This window comes from Pseudomonas sp. Irchel 3E13 (assembly GCF_900187455.1).
Taxonomy (GTDB): Bacteria; Pseudomonadota; Gammaproteobacteria; order Pseudomonadales; family Pseudomonadaceae; genus Aquipseudomonas.
The window spans coordinates 286810-304340 of record NZ_FYDX01000004.1 but is presented as its reverse complement, the minus strand read 5'-3'; the positions used below and the strand labels follow the sequence as shown (position 1 = coordinate 304340).

The window sequence follows — 17531 nt, the reverse complement described above, 5'->3', positions numbered from 1 at the left end:
GTTCAGCGTCTAATGAATGCTAGAAGCCAGTTCAAAGATTGGCATATACATCAGGATCACGATCAGCCCTATCAGCAGTCCGATAAACGTCATCAGCAGCGGTTCGAACAAACGCACGAACCACTCGATCCAGCGCCCGATCTCGGCGTCATAGAAGTCCGCGCTGCGCTCCATCATCTGGCCGACGTTGCCCGACTGTTCGCCTGCCCGCAGCAAGCGCAGCGACACCGGCGTGACCAATTCGCCAGCCTCCAGCGCCGCCGACAGCGACACACCTTCGCGCACCCGCTCGCACGCCTGATCGAGGCGCTCGGCGGCGCTGCTGCCGAGCAGGCCGCGGGCCATGCCCATGGCCGTGAGAATCGGGATGCCGCCTTGCAGCAAGATGCCCAGCGAACGGTAGAACCGCGCCAGTTCGTACATCACCAGCCGACGGTGCAAGGCGGGCAAGCGCTGCAATTGCCGCCCCAGCCAGCGCCGCACCGGCGGCTGGCGCTGGAGCAGCGCGAGGGCCAGCGACAGCCCGACGCAAGCGGCCAGCAGTTCGGTCTGCTGCCGTTGCAGAAACAACCCCGCGTACATCAGCCACTGCGACAGCCACGGCAGGTTGCTGCCCAGTCCTTCGAACACCAGGCTGAAGCGCGGCACCACGTAGCCGAGCAGGAACAGCACCACTCCGCCGCCCACCAGCAATAGCAACAGCGGGTAGATCGAGGCACTGACGATCTTCTGCCGCACCTCGTCCAGGCGCTGGCGGTAGCCGACATAGCGGCGCAAGGCTTCGGCCAGGGCGCCGGTCTTTTCGCTGGACTGCACCAGCGCCACGTACAGCGGAGGGAAAACCGCGGGCAACTGCGCCAGCGCCTGGGAGCAGGATTTGCCCTCGTACAGCAGGCGCACCAGGACATCGAGGGTCTTGCGTGCCTGGGGCGCGTTTTCTTTTTCCGCCAGGCTTTGCAGCGCATCGATCAGTGGCAGGCCGGCGTCCAGCAGGGTGCCCAACTCCTGGCTGAACAGCAGCAGGTCAAAGTGTTCGCGCCGCGGCCGGCGCAGGCGTGCGAAGCGCTCGGCACTGCTCGCGCTGAGCACCCGCAAGCCTTGCCGCTCGGCCTGTTCACGGGCCTGGGTAAGGTCCGCGGCGTCGATTTCCAGGGCGACCACCCCGGCCTTGCCCAACGCTTTCAGCCTGAATCGCATGGCAGCGCCTCCTACTGCCAACTGGCGATTTCGGCGTTTTCGCCGTCGCCACCGGGCTGGCCGTCCTTGCCGAGCGAGAGCAGGTCGTACTCGGCGTTCTCGCCGGGGTAGCGATAGATGTAGGCATGGCCCCACGGATCATCGGGCACTTTCTTCTGCAAATACGGCCCGGACCAGCGCGCCTCGTCACTGGGGGCGCTGACCAGCGCCTGCAGCCCCTGCTCGGAAGACGGATAGCGGCCGACTTCCAGCCGGTACAGGTCCAGCGCCTTGCCCAGCCCTTCGATCTGCGCTCGCGCCACCTTGGCTTCCGAGCGACCCAACTGGCTGAAGTAGCGGGGTGCGACGATCCCGGCCAGCAGACCCAGGACCACCAGCACCACCAGCAGTTCGAGCAGGGTGAAGCCGTGTTGCGTGCGACGTTGTCGGTTCATGGCCGGGGCCTCCTCCAGAGCGTGTGAGATGGCTTATGCAAAGGCCGTGCGCGTCTGCGTCGGGGCCCGTGGCGCCGCGCTCCGGCGGGCGGCACAGTGCTTGCGTTGACCTCTCCACGCCCGCCCCGAACGGGGCATAACCCCCACTTTCTGGGGAAAACCGGGAGGAGACGATCATGCGTATCGTGACCACCGCACTGCTGGCCTGGCTGGCCAGCGTCCAGCCGGCCCAGGCCGACGTGTACATCTCCGTCAGCGCCAGTGGCGCCTATGTCCTGTCCAACGTTCACCAACAGGGGCGGCACTACCAGCGCGTCATCGCCGAACCCGGGCTGGTCGCGAGCCGCGCGGAACTGGTGACCGGCAAGCCCTATGCCGAACTGATCGCCGCTGCGGCCAAGGCCAACGACCTGCCAGAGGCCTTGCTGCATGCGGTGGTCCAGGCCGAATCGCGCTACGACGCCAATGCCCGCTCCGGTTCCGGGGCCATGGGCCTGATGCAGTTGATGCCGGAGACGGCGAAGGAGCTGGGCGTGAGCAACGCCCTCGACCCCGCCGCTAACCTCGACGGTGGCGCGCGATATCTCAAGCGCATGATGAAACTGTTCGACAACGACATCGCCCTGGCCGTCGCCGCCTACAACGCGGGGCCGGATGCGGTGCTGAGCCGGGGCAGGGTGATACCGCCGTTTGCCGAGACGCAGCGGTATGTGCCGGAGGTGTTGAAGCATTACCGGCGGTTGCGGGGGGAGTGAGGGGTTTATTCGGGGAGTCGGGGGTGCCCAAAGGCGCTAGCCACCAGGTTTTCATCGCGTTCAAGATCGAGCGCCGCCCGCGCGGCGCATCGCGAGCAAGCTCGCTCCTACAGTTGGTTGCAACCTGCCTATGTCTGTCAGGCGATAGCTGACCGTCTTGTTTGTACGACGCGGTATCGAGTCAGCCCTAACAGCCTTCCTCAACTGATCGTCATGCGCCAAGAGCTAGCAACCCAACTCTTACAGGCCATGGCACGTTGCAACCAACTGTAGGAGCGAGCTTGTCGGGGCGCCGAACCGTCGCGATGCGCCGCGCGGGCGGCGCTCGATCTTGAGAGCGCTGAAAAACCTCGACATGCACCTTCCAGCCACCACATCACCCAAACACCTATAAATCCCCATCCACCGTCATCCCCCCAATTCCCCAAAAACCGGGTAATCCCCGGGCCCCTTTCCCCAGTTCCCTTCACAACCCCCACCTATCCCCTTGAAAACCAACAACTAAAAACTCTGGCGCGGGCCTTGCAAAACGGCTTGTAAACGTCCCGACCGAGGCGCGCCACGATGATCACTGTCAAAGGCACTCTGTTGCCCTCTCTGTTGTCCCTGGCCCTGGCTGTATTGGCCATCCCGTTGTCCGCGCAGGCAGCGATCCGCTGCGAGCGAACGCTGGTGGCGAATGTCGTTGCGCTGGACCAGCCGCTGATGTTCAACCGCCTCGGCGCGCAGAACGCCAATGGCATGATGTTCGCCCTGCGCCGTGATGTGGTGGATGAGCACGATGTGCCGCTGAGCAAGGGCGGGGCGGCGGTGCCGGGCAAGGTGTCGCTGCGCCCGGACAAGCGTCCGCGGCCGATTGTGTTGCGGGTCGCGGCGGGGGACTGCCTGACGGTCAATCTGCACAACCTGCTGGCCTATCAGGCCAATCCGAACAAGGACCAGACCGAGGGCGAGCATGACCCGATCGTCGATGATCAGGTCAGTGACCGCCATGTCGGTTTCCAGGTCAACGGCCTGCAGGCGGTCAACGGTATCCAGGACATCGCCGCCTTCACCGGGCGCAATGGCAACTTTCTGGTGGCACCGGGCAATAGCCGTTCCTACACCCTTTATGCCGAGCGCGAAGGCGCTTTCGCCGCGACCAGCAAAGGCGCGACCTTCGGCGGTGAGGGCGCCGCGGGCAACGTCGCCAACGGTCTGTTCGGCCAGGTGATCGTGCTGCCCAAGGGCGGGCGCAGCTACCGCAATACCCTCACCGAGGAAGAAATGCGCATGGCCACCACCGGCCGCGCGCCGACCGGCCAGCCGGTGGTGGACTACGAGGCGCGCTATCCGCAGCGCGAGCCGTGGATCAGCGAGGGCAAGGCCGGCGCGCCGATTGTGGCGATGGTCGATGGCAGCGAGATCGTTTCCAGCGAAGCCGACGCCGTGGTCATGGGCCCCAACACCGATGGCAGTTTCCCGGCCTCGACCTATCCGCTGGAAAGCCTCGGCAAGCGCAACCCGGCGCTGCCCAACCGGCTGGAGGCGTTTCGCGATTTTTCCTCGATCTTCACCGATGAGGCCGCCGCCACCCAGGCCTTCCCCGGCTATTGGTCGGATCCGGTGATGGGCCATGTGCTGGAGCCGGCGCGGGACTCGTTCATGATCAACTACGGTTCCGGCGGCATGGGCGCCGAGGTGGTGGCCAACCGTCTTGGCGTGGGGCCGATGCACGACTGCCTGTCCTGCGCCTACGAGGAATTCTTCCTCAGTTCGCACACCGTCGGTGACGTGGCGATGCTGGTGGACGTGCCGGCTAACGTCGGCCTCGAGAACATCCGCCCCGGTGAAGTCCCGGACCCACGCGACACCGGGGTCAAGGCGACCATGGCGCTCTATCCCTCGGAGCCGGCCAACGTCAACCACAGCTACATCGGCGACTTCATCAAGTTCCGCAACAGCCACAACGGGCACGAGCAGCACATCTTCCACCTGCACGGGCACCAGTGGCTGTTCAACCCCAATGACGACAACTCCGATTATGTCGACGCCCAGGGCATTGGCCCGGGCATCGGCTACACCTACGAAATCGCCAACGGCGGCTCGGGCAACCGCAACCGGGTAGCCGGCGACGCCATCTACCACTGCCATTTCTATCCGCACTTCGCCCAGGGCATGTGGAGCATGTGGCGGGTCCACGATGTGTTCGAGGAAGGCACGCGCCTGGACGTCTCGGCGCAGGGCAACGATGGCTATCACACCACGCCGTGGGCCTTGCGCAGCGGCAAGCCGGCCGCGGGCGCGCGGGCTTTGCCTGATGGCGAGATCGTCGCCGGTACGCCGATTCCCGCCGTGGTGCCGCTCCCGGGCAAGGCCATGGCGCCGATGCCGGGCAAGGTCGCGGTGATCCCGAAAATGGCCGCGGAGCTGGTCGCCCGTCATGACGACGACGACGAGCCTGAAGACGAGGACGATGACGACGATTCGGCCCACGACGGCGAACTGCGCGCCATCGGCTCGGTGGTCCTGGTCGATCGCGGCGAGGCCAACCGCAACGCCGACGGCAGCCTGAAGAACCCCGGCTATCCGTTCTGGATCGGCGGCATGGAAAGCACCGTCGGCCAGCGGCCGCCGACCCCGCCGCTGGACATGCTCGACACCGACAAGGCGCGCAGCCTGCGCGACAGCGGCAACAGCCTGTGGGCCAACCTCGATCCGGCCCAGTCCGCCGGCTGGGACGGCGGCTTGCCACGGCATGCGCTGGACGGCGTGGCTGCGGGCGGTGAAGCCCATGCCACCACCACGGCGCTGGATTTCTCCAAGGAAATCACCCGGGCCAAGGCGGTGTTCATGCCGGAGGAGGGCACCGATGTCGAGCAGGCGGCGATGCGCTTCCACTCCAAACCCGAACACCCCAGCTACGCCCTGTTGCCGGGCCGCCAGGTGGTGGCCAAGGCCTTCCGCACCAACGGCGCCTTGCCGGTAGCCGGCGCGCCGTACTACGAGCCGTGCATGGACGACCGCGCCAAGCGCCTGACCCAGGCCTCGCCACTGGGCGAATACCACAGTGGCGAGCGCCTGGACGGCATGAGCTTCACCGGTTCGTCGCCGTTCACCGCCGACCGCCCACGTATCTACAAGGGCGCCAACATCCAGTTCGACGCCGTGTACAACAAGGTCGGCTACCACTTCCCGCAGGCGCGCATCATCGCCCTGTGGGAAGACGCCTGGCCGGTGATCACCAAGCAGCGTCCGCCGGAGCCGCTGGTGATGCGCATGAACACCTTCGACTGCGTGATGTACCAGCACACCAACCTCATCCCGGCGTTCTACGAGATGGATGACTATCAGGTGCGCACGCCGACCGATGTGATCGGCCAGCACATCCACCTGCCCAAGTGGGACCTCACCGCCGCCGACGGCTCGGCCAACGGCTGGAACTACGAGGACGGCATTCTCTCGCCCGGCACCGTGGTCGAGCGCATCCACGCCATCCGCGCGTTCAACCAGTGCCAGAGCAGCGACCCGCGCGACGGCAGCGCCGAATGCCCGAAAGCCAAGGCGCACCCGTTCTTCGGCCGCTACGGCCGGGCCGACTGGCTGGGCGCGCGCACGCAGATGCAACGCTGGTTCACCGACCCGGTGATCAACGTGCACAACGTCGACCGTGGCCTGGGCACCATCTTCACCCACGACCACCTCGGCCCATCGACCCACCAGCAACTGGGCCTGTACGCCACCGTGCTTGCCGAACCGGCCAATTCCACCTGGTTCCATGCCGAAACCGGCGAGGCGCTGTACAACACAGCGCAACGCGAGGACGGCGGGCCGACGTCGTGGCAGGCGGTGATCGCCACCGGTGACCTCGACAGCGACGGGCGCAACGACAGCTACCGCGAGTTCTTCCTGGAATACAGCGACTTCCAGCATGCCTACGAGGCGGGCGTCTATGTCGGCGCCGGGCCCAACGGCATCCCCAACGCCCAGGCCTATCCGGCCAGTGCCGACAGCTTCCGCTACGCAATCAACCCGCCGGTTCGGCAGAAAGCCTCGAACCTGCTGGAGTCGGTGGTGGAATCCCGTGGCGGCCTGACGCCGGGCTGCCCGAGCCGGCCGTGCCCGCAGGCGATCTCCGTGGATGACCCGGGCATGTTCGTCGTCAACTACCGCAACGAGCCGTTGGCCCTGCGGGTGTTCGACCCGAACAAGGTCGCCCCGGACGGCAAGCGCGGCATGCAAGCCGACGGCCTGGCCGGCGACCTCGCCTTCGCCATGCAAACCCGTACCGACCGTGCGATTCCGGCGATGAACCTGTCGCCCGCAGCCATCACCCAGGCGGTCGGCCCAACGGGCGGCACCACGCAATTCCCGCCGCATATCAACAAGGCCGGCGCCGAGCCGGGCGACCCGTTCACGCCGATGCTGCGCACCTATTCCGGTGACAACGTGCGCCTGCGCATGCACGCCGGCGGCCATGAGGAGGAACACAACGTGACCCTGCACGGCGTCAAGTGGCTGCAAAGCGGCTCGGGCTTCGGCAGCAGTTCCAATTCGGGCTGGAAGGCCTCGCAGATGGTCGGTATTTCCGAGCAACTGGGCTTTATGGCGCCGGTGTCGATGGTCTCCAGTTCGGCGGCGCCCAACGGTGACTACCTGTATTCCCTGGATGCTTCGCTGGAGGGTTACTGGAACGGCATCTGGGGCGTGATGCGCAACTACAGCAACAGCCGCAGCGACCTGTTCGCCTTGCCGAACAACCCGCAGCCGATGGCCGCGCGCAACACCGTGGCGTTTGACGGCATCTGCCCGCGCTACACCGCCAATACCAACGGCATCGGCACCCGGCCGACGGTCACCCGCAGCTACGAGATCGTCGCGGCGCTGGCCAACGACATCCTCGGCAACCCGCAGGCGGTCAGCATCACCGACCCGGCCGGCGCTGCCCAGCATGTCGGCGGGCCGCTCAAGGCCAATGGCGGCACGCTGACCTACAACACCCGCGCCACGGCGATCCCGCAGGTCAGCGTGATGGACCCGGAAGACGGCGAGGTCTTCACCATCGGCGGCCATGCCGGGCCGCTGCATGACCCGACCGCGGTGCTCTATGTGCGCAAGGCCGACCTCGACGCCAGCACCGGCAAGCTCAAGCCCGGCGTGCCGATCGAGCCACTGGTGCTGCGCGCCACCGCCGGCGAATGCATCAAGGTGACCCTGGAAAACCGCCTGCCGCTGGTGATGCCGGACCTCGCCAGCACCGCCTCGATGCAGAACGTGGTCAAGCGCGACCGCAACGGCAGCGAAGGCTCCACGGCGTTCAACAACAACCTGATGCGGCCGTCCAGCCATGTCGGTTTCCACGCCCAGTTGCTGGCCTACGACATCACCAAGTCGGACGGCGTCAACGTCGGCCAGAACCCGGTGCAGACCGTTCCGCCACGGGCCGGCAACAGCGGCGCCTGGCCGAACAAGGTCTATCAGTACTACGCCGGTCACCTGGAGCGTGAAGGCAAGCCGGTGTCGCAACTGGGCCGCGCGGTGGACAACATCAACACCACGCCGATCGAGTTCGGTGGCCTCAACATCACCCCGGCAGATGTGATCAAGCAGGGTCAGAAAGGCCTGGTCGGCGCCATGAGCATCCTGCCGCTCAACGCCACCTGGACCGAAGACAGCGCCAGCCGGGCCTCGGCCACCGTGCAGGTCAGCGGGCAGGCCGCCTACCGCGATTTCGCCACGGTCTGGCAGCGCGCCCTGAACATGCGCTGGGCCGATGGCCGGCCGGTGGAAGGCATCAACACCGAAGGCAACGGCGTGCCGGGCGATCCGAAGGACAACTCCGGCATGGCCATCAACTACAAGAGCGAACCGCTGTGGTTCCGCTTCGGCCTGGCCCCGGACGCGCCGTTCGGCCACGCCGATGGCAGCGGCTGGGCCGACGTTGGCAACGCCCATATGGCCTACGCCAACCTGCTCGTCGGCGGCGATCCACAGACCCCGGTGCTGTGGGCCAAGCCCGGCCAGCCGTTCCGCACCCATGTGCTGATGCCGACCGGCGGCAGCCGCGGCATCACCTATCAGCTCGACGGACACCTGTGGCCGTTGCATGCCCTGCAGCCGGAGAAAGCCGACACCGGCGGCTACCCGATGGGCCTGCCGGGGATCGGTTCGGTGCGCTTCGCCTACAACCCGATGGCGATGTACATCGGCGCCCAGGAAAGTGTGTTGCCGGCGGCGCATTTCAGCTTCATGCACCCCAGCGCCGGCGGCGGCAACGCCATCCCGGGCGACTACCTGTTCCGCGACTACGCCGCCTACGGCAATGCCTCGGGACTTTGGGGAATCCTTCGGGTCACCAACGAAACCCCACCCGCCACGGCACCGGCGCAGTAATCAGGGAGCAGGCGCATGAACAAGAAGAACAAACCGCTGTACCTGGGCCTGATGGCCGGCGTGCTGCTGATGGGCATCGGCGTCGCCTACGAAAGCCTGTGGTGCGACCCGCGCGCGCCACTGGCGGTCGGCCCCGACCTGGGCGCCAGCCGCCTGAGCCGCGATGGCGTCACCGTGGAGTTCGAGGCCACGCCGCTGGGCGGCAACGGCGGCCTGACCGAAGGCAGCTACGCCAGCATCCGCTTCAAGGTCACCGACCAGAACTCCGGGCAGCCGCTGTCCGGGGTGTCGCCGGGGGCCTGGATCGACCCGGCACTGAGCGGCGACGCCGCCAGGGACCGTGACAAAAGCTGCAAGGCGCGGGTCGCGCTGTTTCTCAAGAGCAGCATCGGCGCCCGGCCGCTGATGGACCTCAACAGTTACTTCCTGCTGGTGCTGAACAAGGACGCCAGCCTCACCGTGATCGACCCGTCAGTCTCGGTCGGCGGGATCACCAGCACCCTGGCGCGCATCGGCCTGAGCGATACGCCGATGGACTGGGTGGCCAGCAGCGACGACAAGCAGGTCTACGTGTCGCTGCCAGCGGCGGGCAAGGTGGCGCTGATCGACACCGCCACCTTCCAGCACGTCGAAGACCTGCCCGCCGGGCAGCAACCGGTGCGGGTGGCGCTGCAGCCCGACCAGCGCCTGTTGTGGGTCGGCAACAACGCCGGTGACGAGGCCCACAGCGGCGTCAGCGTGATCGACACGCAGAAGCGCGCGCTGCTCAAATTCATTCCCACCGGCAAGGGCCACCATGAAATCGCCTTCAGCCACGACTCGCGCTACGCCTTCGTCAGCAACCGCGACAGCGGCACCTTGAGCGTGATCGACAGCAGCGACCTGAGCCTGCTGAAAACCCTCAAGGTCGGCCCGCATCCACTGTCGGTGGCGTATTCCGCGCTGTCCCAGGCGGTGTACGTGGCCGACGGCCGCGACGGCAGCATCAGCGTGATCGACGCCCGCAACCACGGCCTGCGCAGCCGCATCCAGGCGCAACCGGGGCTGGGGCCGATGCGCTTCAGCCGCGACGGGCGTTACGGCATCGTCCTCAACACCCTGGAAAACCGCGCGGTGGTGATCGATGCCGGCAGCGACCGCCTGCTGCACAACCTCGACGTCGCCGCCGAGCCGTACCAAGTGACGTTCACCCAGGCCTACGCCTATGTGCGCGGCCTGGCGTCGCCGAAGGTGACCATGATCAACCTGTCGAGCCTGGGCGAGGGGCGCACGCCGATCACCCAGGGTTTCGACGCCGGTCCGGCCGCGCCGCGCCAGGCCGGTGACCTGCCGCTGGCCCAGGGCCTGGCGGTGGCCCGCGATGAGAACTCGGTGTTCGTGGTCAACCCGGTGGACAACACCACCTATTTCTACGCCGAGGGCATGAACGCGCCGATGTCCGGCTACGCCAACCGCGGCGCCAACGCCCGCGCCGCGCTGGTCATCGACCGCAGCCTGCGCGAGGTGGCGCCGGGGGTCTACAGCTCGACGGTGAAGCTGCCGGCGGCGGGGGATTTCGACGTCGCCTTCCTGCTCAACCAACCGCAGATCATTCATTGCTTCAGCACCGCGGTCGCCGCGGCGCCGGACGCCGCCCACCGCCGCACGCCACGGGTGGAGTTCCTTATGGATCGCCCGGTGGTGCGGCAGGGCAGCCCGTTCGTGGCGCGTTTTCGCCTGCTCGAAGGCAGCGGCGAACCGCGCGAGGGCGTGCGCGACCTGTCGCTGCGCTACTTCCTCGCGCCGTCGTCGCGGGCCCGCAGCAGCGAGGTGGAGGAAGTCGGCGAGGGCGTTTACCAGGCCGCGCTGCAGTTGAGCGAAGCCGGCGCCTGGTACTTGCATGTGCAGGCGCCGTCCCTGGGCGATGCCTTCGCCGAGAAAAACTACACCAGCCTGCGGGTGCTGCCCGCCAAGGCGCAATGACCCCAGCACGAGGAACGCGCGATGAAATCCGTCAAAGCCCGCAGTGTCCTGGCCCTGTGCCTGTTGGCCGGCGCCATCTCCACGGTTAACGCCCACGGCGGCGTCGATCATTCCGCCCATGACGCCCCCGCGGCCCATCAGGAAAAGACCCAGGTGCGTTTCGCCGATGTCGCCCTGCTGGACCAGGACGGCATGCCGGTGCGCCTGGAAAAAGACCTGGTCGGCGACCGCATTACCGTTATCGGTTTTATCTACACCCGCTGCACCACGGTGTGCCCGGTGGTCTCGTCGATCATGGGCAAGGTCCAGCAGCGCCTCGGCGGGCGGGTCGGTGACGAGGTGCAGTTGGTGTCGCTGAGCGTCGATCCGCAGCACGACGACCCGAAACGCCTGAACGACTACGCCCGCGCCTTCCAGCACGGGCCGGGCTGGCGCTGGCTGACCGGCACGCCTTACGCGGTGACCGAAACCCTCAAGGGCCTGGGCAGCTTCAGCGCCGACCTGAGCAACCACCCGCCGCTGATTCTCGTGGGCGATGGCCGCACCGGTCACTGGACGCGGTTCTACGGTTTCACCGACCCGGACAAGCTGGTCGGCGAAGTCGATCGCCTCAGCGCCCGCCGGGTCCATGCCCGCCACACCGCGATTGCCCAGGAGCACAGCCATGAGTGAAGTCAGCCTGCGTCGCCCCGGCATGAAGCCCCTCGACTGGCTGGTGCTCGGCGCCTGCCTGTGGATTTTCGCCAGCGTCGCCATGGCCCACGACGGCCATGCCAAGCCAGCGCCCGCTGAACCGGCGGCCGCCGCGCCGCCGCCAGTCGCGGGCGGCACCCGCGATGCCCAGGCGTATTTCACCGACACCGAGCTGCTGGACCAGAACGGCCGGCGCCTGCGTTTCTACAGCGACGTGTTGAAAGACAAGGTGGTGCTGCTCAACGTCATCTTCACCCACTGCAACGATGCCTGCCCGCTGATCACCCGCAAGCTGCGCGAGGTCCGCGAAGCGCTGGGCGACAAGGCCGCCGAGGTGACCTTCATTTCCATCAGCAGCGACCCGGCCAACGATACCCCCGAGGTGCTCAAGCGCTTCGCCGGGCAGCAGGGCGTGGACGGGCCGAACTGGCTGTTCCTCACCGGCGCCCAGGCCGATATCGACCGGGTGCTGGGGCGCCTCGGACACATCTTGCCCAGCCCTGAACAGCATTCCACCCAGTTGATCGCCGGCGACGTGGCCGGCAAGCGCTGGAGCAAGATCCGCCCGGACGCGCCGCCGGCGGCCATCGCCCAGCGCCTGCAATTGATGACCTTGCCACTGGCCGGGCGCTGAATCATGAAGCGCCTGTGCGCCACGCTGCTGCTGGCCGCGCTGAGCGTCGGCCAGGCCGCGCTCGCCCTCGACCTGAACGAGCAGGAAACCGCGGGCCAGCGCCTGTACCGCGAAGGGGTGGCGGCGGCCGATGGGCAGGTCACCGCGTTGGTTGGCGCGGCGGACATGCAGGTCCCGGCCAGCGTGGTGCCCTGCGCCAACTGCCATGGCCGCGATGGCCGTGGCCGCCCCGAAGGCGGGGTACGCCCGCCCGAGCTGAGCTGGCAGCGGCTGGTGCTGGCGGGCGGTGAACGTCTGGTCAATGGCCGCCGCTACCCGGCCTACAGCGATGCCAGCCTGGCCCGGGCCATTCAGGAAGGCCGCGACCCGGCGGGCAACCGCCTGGACCCGGCCATGCCGCGCTTTTCCCTGTCCATGGCCGACCAGCGCAACCTCACCGCGTACCTCAAGCGCCTGGCCGAGGATCACGATCCCGGCGTCGAAGAGCAGTTTCTGCGCCTCGGCACGCTATTGCCCGCGGAGGGCGAGTTGGCGGAGGCGGCGCGGGTGGTGCGGGCGATCGTCGCCGGGCGCATCGAGGCGATCAATGCCAGCGGCGGCATTCATGGCCGCGCCTTGCAGTTGTCGGTGATCGACCCCGGCCCCGACCAGGCCAGCGCCGAGGCGGCCTTGACCCGCTTGCTCGATGAGGAGCAGGTGTTCGCCCTGGTCATGCCGCTGGCGCCGGCGCTGGACGACACCCTCGCCGCGCGCCTGGAGCAGGCCGGCGTGCCGCTGATCGGCGCCCGGGCCGAGGAAAATGACAGCCGGCAGATCTTCGATCCGCTGCCGGGGTTGCACGAGCAACTGCTGAGCCTGGCCGACTACGCCGCGGCGTCCCTCGACCTGCGCCAGCGCCCGGCGCGCATCCTCTACAGCGACCCGGCCCACGCCGCGCTGGGCCGCTTGCTGCTGGCAGACCTGCAACAACGCGGCTGGACGCAACTGCAACTGCAGCCGTTCGAAGGCCGGGCGGTGGCGGGCGAGGCGGTGTTTTTCCTCGGCCTGGCGCCGGCCTTCAGCGAATTGACCGCCGCGCTCCAGGCCGCAGGCCGCACGCCGTACCTGTTCGCCGCGTCCAGCCAGGTCGCCGGCGAGCTGATGCAGGTGCCGGAGCAGTGGTCGCGGCGGGTGTTCCTGGCCTATCCCTTCGTGCCCGGCGACTGGAGCCCGGCCGGTCGCGCGGCGCTCAACGACCTGCGCCGTCGCCAGGGGCTGGACGGGCGCCAGGCGCTGCTGCAGGTCGGCGCCTGGTGTTCGATGGTGCTGCTGGAAGAGGGCCTCAAGCGCGCCGGCCGCGATGCCAGCCGCGACAAGCTGGTCAACGCCCTGGAAAGCCTGCACGACATCGACACCGGCCTGACCCCGCCGCTGGGGTTCGGCCCCGGCCGGCGCCAGGGCCTGGCGGGCGCCCATGTGGTCACCCTGGCGATGCCCGGGCCGCTGTTCTACCCGGTGGCGTCTTATACCCGTCCGGCCGATCGGCCATGAGAGGTGTGCGATGAAGATATTCCTGTTGATCCTGGTGCTGATCGCCGCGGCCCAGGCGTTTCTGCTCAAGGCCGAGGAGGGCGGGGACGCGGCGGTGCGGGTCAACGGCGTGGGCATCAGCGCGTTGCGCGTGGAGCGCTATTTCGCCGAGTACCTGGAAGACCAGGGCCGCGCCCTCACCAGCATCCGCAGCCCGAGCCTGTACCAGCGCCTGCGCGAACAGGCGTTGGAGCAGTTGATCGCCAAGGAGCTGCTCTGGCAGGAAGCGCGCCGGCGTGGCATCGAGGTTGACGAAGCGGCCGTGCACGCGCGGCTCGAAGAGCTGCGCCGGGCCTTCCCCGACAGCGCCGGTTTCACCCGCGCCCTGGCCGATGCCGGCTTCGATGAGGCTTCGTTCGCCGACTACACTCGTCATGAGATCGCCGCGCAGCAGGTGTATTCACTGCTTGGCCAGGTCTCGCCGCCCACGGATGAAGAGGTGTTGGCGTTCCATCGGGAGCGCCGACAAACCGCGGCAAATGGCTCGAACCAACAGGACGAAAGCCCGGTCGAACGAGAGCAGGGACTCGCAGTGACCCACAACCTCCTCTTCGAACGACAGCAGGCGCAGGCCCGCCAGGCGGCGTTGCAGCGTCTGCGGGCCGAAGCCCGGATCGAGCGGGCCGATACCCGGTGAGGGGCTTCCCCAGTGTTGGGGGAAGTGGAGGGGCAAGGTGCCATGCTGTCCCCGGGGTTGGGGGCAGCGGCCTTGGAGTGAAAGGGCAAAAGCAACAGAATCAACGGGTTAACACCGTCATAAATCGCCGGCCGGGTCTGGCATGAAGCGTGCGTAAGCCTCTACAAGGCCGCACTCAGCCGGATCGGGAAACCGCACCAGCATGTTCTTGGAGTCGACCTTGGTGAAGACAGTTCTGGTAGTCGATGACGAACAGACGCTTGCGCAGAATCTCCAGGCTTACCTGGAAGCACAGGGTCTGAGCGTCCATGTTGCCCACGACGGAGCAAGTGCCATCGGCCTGGCCGAGCGCATCGAGCCCGACGTGACCGTGCTGGATTATCGTTTGCCCGATATGGAGGGATTTCAGGTTCTGGAGGCCGTGCGTTCGCACAGGGACTGCCACTTCGTGTTGATCACCGCGCACCCGACCGCTGAGGTCCGTGAGCGCGCTGCCCGGCTCGGCGTCAGTCACATCCTGTTCAAGCCCTTTCCCTTGGCGGAACTGGCGCGCGCTGTCTTCGACCTGATGGGTATCGCGCGTACGTCCAGAGCCGGGAGCAACACGGACACGGGTTTCGTCGAACGCCGCCGGAGCGCAAACGAGAGTTTCCCCTTGCAGTTGTATGACGGCACCTGGGTTATGGCGGATAGACGACGCAACGGCGCGGCACCGCCCCCACCCGACGACGATCAACTGCTCACCGGGGAGTAGGCGCGAGCACACCGACCCCGGCTCGCCGCGCCTCGTGCGTTGGAGAGCAGGCCATGGAACCCGTGTCGCTCGCTGTACCCCCGGCAACCGCCGTCACCCCGGCAACCCTTGAACGTACGTTGCTCGGCCAGGCCCGCGAACAGGCCGGGCACAGCGGCGAACGCCTGCTCGATTGCCTGCGCAGCCTGGCCGCCCTGGCGCCCGCCGACTTCGTCGCGGCGCTCGGCAGCCACCTGCATTACCCGGTGCTGGACAGCCAGCGCCTGCTCACCGCCACCCCGCTGTTCACTCACGTCAGTCTGGCCCAGTGCCTGAAGCGCGAATTCATTCTTGTCGAACTGGACGGTCAGCGCGCCGGCGTGTTTGCCGATCCGTTCGACGGCGAGCGCCTGGCCTGGATCGACGAGCACCTGCAAGGCGCGCCGCTGTACCTGGCGCAAGCCGCGGACTTGGCGCTGTTTCTCGCCCGCCAGGAAGAAAACTTCCACGCCGTCGACTCGCTCGGCAGCGAGGCCGAGGGCGGCGTTGAAACCGAGGCGCTACAGAGCCTGTCGCTGACCAGCATCAGCGAAGACCAGAGCCGGGTGGTCAAGCTGGTCAACTCGACGCTCTACGACGCGCTGAAAATGCACGCCAGCGATATCCACCTCGGCGTCACCGGCAGCGGGCTGGTGATCAAGTACCGCATCGACGGCGTGCTCACCGCCATCAGCAAGGTCAGCGGCAGCGAGTTCGCCGACCAGGTGATTTCGCGGATCAAGGTCATGGCCGAGCTGGATATCGGCGAGAAACGCGTGCCCCAGGACGGCCGTTTCAAGATCGGCATCAGCGCCCGGCAGATCGATTTTCGCGTGTCGATCATGCCCAGCATCTTCGGCGAGGACGCGGTGTTGCGGGTGCTGGACAAGCAGGACCTGGCCGACCGCGTCAGCGGCGTGCAGCTCCAGGCCCTGGGCTTCGAGGAACAGACCCTGCGCAGCCTGCGCCGGCTGGCGGGCGAACCCTACGGCATGATCCTGGTCACCGGCCCCACCGGCAGCGGCAAGACCACCACGCTGTACGCGATGATCAGCGAGATCAACCACGGCCACGACAAGATCGTCACCATCGAAGACCCGGTGGAATACCAGTTGCCGGGGGTGTTGCAGATCCCGGTCAACGAGAAAAAGGGCCTGACCTTCGCCCGCGGCCTGCGCTCGATCCTGCGCCATGACCCGGACAAGATCATGGTCGGCGAAATCCGCGACCCGGACACCGCGCAGATCGCCGTGCAGTCGGCGCTCACCGGGCACCTGGTGTTCACCACCATCCACGCCAACAACGTCTTCGATGTGATCGGCCGCTTCAGCCAGATGCAGGTCGATCCCTACAGCTTCGTCTCCGCCCTCAACGCCGTGCTTGCCCAGCGCCTGATTCGCCTGGTCTGCCCGCACTGCGCCCAACCCCACCAGCCGGACGCCGAAGAACTGGCCGCTTCGGGCCTGGGCACGACGCCGGTCGAGGGTTGGCAATTCGTTCAGGCCCCCGGTTGCGGCCAGTGCCGTGGCAGCGGTTATCGCGGGCGCACGGCCATCGCTGAACTGCTGCACCTGGACGACGACCTGCGGCAGATGATCGTCGAACGCCAGCCCCTTTCCCGGATCAAGGCCCATGCCTGCCAGCGCGGCCTGCGCCTGTTGCGCGGCTCGGCGCTGGAACTGGTTCGTGAGGGCCGCACCACCCTGGAGGAGATCAATCGTGTCACGTTTATCGCCTGATCGATTCGTCGCCGTGCTCGGCGCCCAGGGTGTCGGCCTGTGCCGTCGCCAGGGCCGCCAGCAGCACTGGCTGGCCAGCGTTGCGGTGGACGCCGGACGCGAACACCTCGCCGAGGTCGCCCTCGACGCCCTCGCCACGCTGCTCGCCAGCCACGCCGGCAAAGGCGGGCGCCTGAGCGTGGTGGTTGCGGCGCAGTACTGCCGCTTCTGCCTGGTGCCGTGGAGCGACGGCATCACCCGGCCGCAGGAATTCGAGGTCTACGCCCGCGCCTGTTTCGAACGCTGCTACGGGCAGGCGCTGGATGACTGGGCGATCGTCCTGTCGCCAGAGCCCGCCGGTTGCGCGCGGATTGCCGCGGCGCTGCCCGAAGCGCTGCTGCAAGGGCTCGACGCTCGCTGCCGCGCCGCGCACCTGAAACTGGACGCGGTGCAGCCGTACCTGATGGCGGCCTGGAACCACTTTGCCGGGCAGGTGCCGGGCAACGATTTTCTCTTTGCCCTCGCCGAGCCGCAGCGCTGTGTCTACCTGCTGGCACGCGACGGCGGCTGGCAGCAGATCCGCAGCCAGGGCGTCGGCGACAGCGACCCGGAACTGGCGGCGTTGCTGGCCCGCGAGTGCAACCTGCACGCCGGGCAGGCCGACCTGCGCCTGTTCGTGCATGCGCCGGCACGCCGCGCACCGAAGCCGTTGCTGGACGCGGTGGAGTTGCTGGAACTGGACGAGCCCGCCGCGCTGTTGCCCAGCATGGCCCGGGTGGTGGCTTGAC

General features: G+C 67.4%; 12 protein-coding genes. 10 read left to right on the top strand and 2 right to left on the bottom strand.

Annotation, left to right across the window (positions count from 1 at the left end; genetic code table 11):
* Positions 1-9 precede the first annotated feature (9 nt).
* Positions 10-1197, bottom strand: coding sequence for a type II secretion system F family protein (locus tag CKW37_RS08275; RefSeq protein WP_095155200.1), 1188 nt, complete (start codon positions 1195-1197; stop codon positions 10-12).
* A gap of 11 nt (positions 1198-1208) precedes the next feature.
* Positions 1209-1631 carry a type II secretion system major pseudopilin GspG gene (gene gspG, locus CKW37_RS08270; RefSeq protein WP_095155199.1) on the bottom strand — a complete coding sequence of 141 codons (423 nt, stop codon included), beginning with the start codon at positions 1629-1631 and terminating at the stop codon, positions 1209-1211.
* A gap of 176 nt (positions 1632-1807) precedes the next feature.
* Here gspG and CKW37_RS08265 point away from each other — a divergent pair, with 176 nt between their 5' ends.
* The 10 genes from CKW37_RS08265 (at position 1808) to CKW37_RS08220 (ending at position 17530) form a co-directional block, all read left to right on the top strand.
* A complete protein-coding gene (locus CKW37_RS08265; RefSeq protein WP_095155198.1) occupies positions 1808-2386 on the top strand; it encodes a lytic transglycosylase domain-containing protein in 579 nt (192 codons plus the stop codon).
* A 564-nt stretch (positions 2387-2950) separates the two neighbouring features.
* Positions 2951-8758: a manganese-oxidizing multicopper oxidase MnxG gene (gene mnxG, locus CKW37_RS08260; RefSeq protein ID WP_095155197.1), complete on the top strand. Its 5808-nt coding sequence runs from the start codon at positions 2951-2953 to the stop codon at positions 8756-8758.
* 15 nt (positions 8759-8773) lie between these two features.
* Positions 8774-10720, top strand: a complete 1947-nt coding sequence (locus CKW37_RS08255; protein ID WP_095155196.1) for a YncE family protein — start codon at positions 8774-8776, stop codon at positions 10718-10720.
* A 21-nt stretch (positions 10721-10741) separates the two neighbouring features.
* Positions 10742-11392 carry an SCO family protein gene (locus tag CKW37_RS08250; protein ID WP_095155195.1) on the top strand — a complete coding sequence of 217 codons (651 nt, stop codon included), beginning with the start codon at positions 10742-10744 and terminating at the stop codon, positions 11390-11392.
* The gene (locus tag CKW37_RS08245; RefSeq protein WP_095155194.1) at positions 11385-12047 is read left to right on the top strand and encodes an SCO family protein; all 663 of its coding nucleotides are present in this window, start codon (positions 11385-11387) and stop codon (positions 12045-12047) included. Before CKW37_RS08250 ends, CKW37_RS08245 begins: the two co-directional genes overlap by 8 nt.
* A 3-nt stretch (positions 12048-12050) precedes the next feature.
* Positions 12051-13577, top strand: a complete 1527-nt coding sequence (locus tag CKW37_RS08240; RefSeq protein ID WP_095155193.1) for an ABC transporter substrate-binding protein — start codon at positions 12051-12053, stop codon at positions 13575-13577.
* 10 nt (positions 13578-13587) lie between these two features.
* Entirely contained in the window at positions 13588-14253 is a 666-nt protein-coding gene (locus tag CKW37_RS08235) for a SurA N-terminal domain-containing protein (RefSeq protein ID WP_095155192.1), read from the top strand.
* 220 nt (positions 14254-14473) lie between these two features.
* On the top strand, positions 14474-15007 hold the full coding sequence (locus tag CKW37_RS08230; RefSeq protein WP_095155352.1) for a response regulator: 534 nt from the start codon (positions 14474-14476) through the stop codon (positions 15005-15007).
* Positions 15008-15060: 53 nt separating this feature from the next.
* Positions 15061-16764 (top strand): GspE/PulE family protein, encoded by a 1704-nt coding sequence (locus CKW37_RS08225; protein ID WP_095155191.1) that lies wholly within the window; start codon positions 15061-15063, stop codon positions 16762-16764.
* Positions 16745-17530 carry a hypothetical protein gene (locus tag CKW37_RS08220; protein WP_095155190.1) on the top strand — a complete coding sequence of 262 codons (786 nt, stop codon included), beginning with the start codon at positions 16745-16747 and terminating at the stop codon, positions 17528-17530. The genes CKW37_RS08225 and CKW37_RS08220 overlap by 20 nt, the downstream gene beginning before the upstream one ends.
* Position 17531 lies beyond the last annotated feature (1 nt).

Excerpts from the sequence above, each read along its gene's own strand:
- CKW37_RS08275 (WP_095155200.1), bottom strand. The coding sequence starts at position 1,197 with ATGCGATTCAGGCTGAAAGCGTTGGGCAAGGCCGGGGTGGTCGCCCTG.
- gspG (WP_095155199.1), bottom strand. The coding sequence starts at position 1,631 with ATGAACCGACAACGTCGCACGCAACACGGCTTCACCCTGCTCGAACTG.
- CKW37_RS08265 (WP_095155198.1), top strand. The coding sequence starts at position 1,808 with ATGCGTATCGTGACCACCGCACTGCTGGCCTGGCTGGCCAGCGTCCAG.
- mnxG (WP_095155197.1), top strand. The coding sequence starts at position 2,951 with ATGATCACTGTCAAAGGCACTCTGTTGCCCTCTCTGTTGTCCCTGGCC.
- CKW37_RS08255 (WP_095155196.1), top strand. The coding sequence starts at position 8,774 with ATGAACAAGAAGAACAAACCGCTGTACCTGGGCCTGATGGCCGGCGTG.
- CKW37_RS08250 (WP_095155195.1), top strand. The coding sequence starts at position 10,742 with ATGAAATCCGTCAAAGCCCGCAGTGTCCTGGCCCTGTGCCTGTTGGCC.
- CKW37_RS08245 (WP_095155194.1), top strand. The coding sequence starts at position 11,385 with ATGAGTGAAGTCAGCCTGCGTCGCCCCGGCATGAAGCCCCTCGACTGG.
- CKW37_RS08240 (WP_095155193.1), top strand. The coding sequence starts at position 12,051 with ATGAAGCGCCTGTGCGCCACGCTGCTGCTGGCCGCGCTGAGCGTCGGC.
- CKW37_RS08235 (WP_095155192.1), top strand. The coding sequence starts at position 13,588 with ATGAAGATATTCCTGTTGATCCTGGTGCTGATCGCCGCGGCCCAGGCG.
- CKW37_RS08225 (WP_095155191.1), top strand. The coding sequence starts at position 15,061 with ATGGAACCCGTGTCGCTCGCTGTACCCCCGGCAACCGCCGTCACCCCG.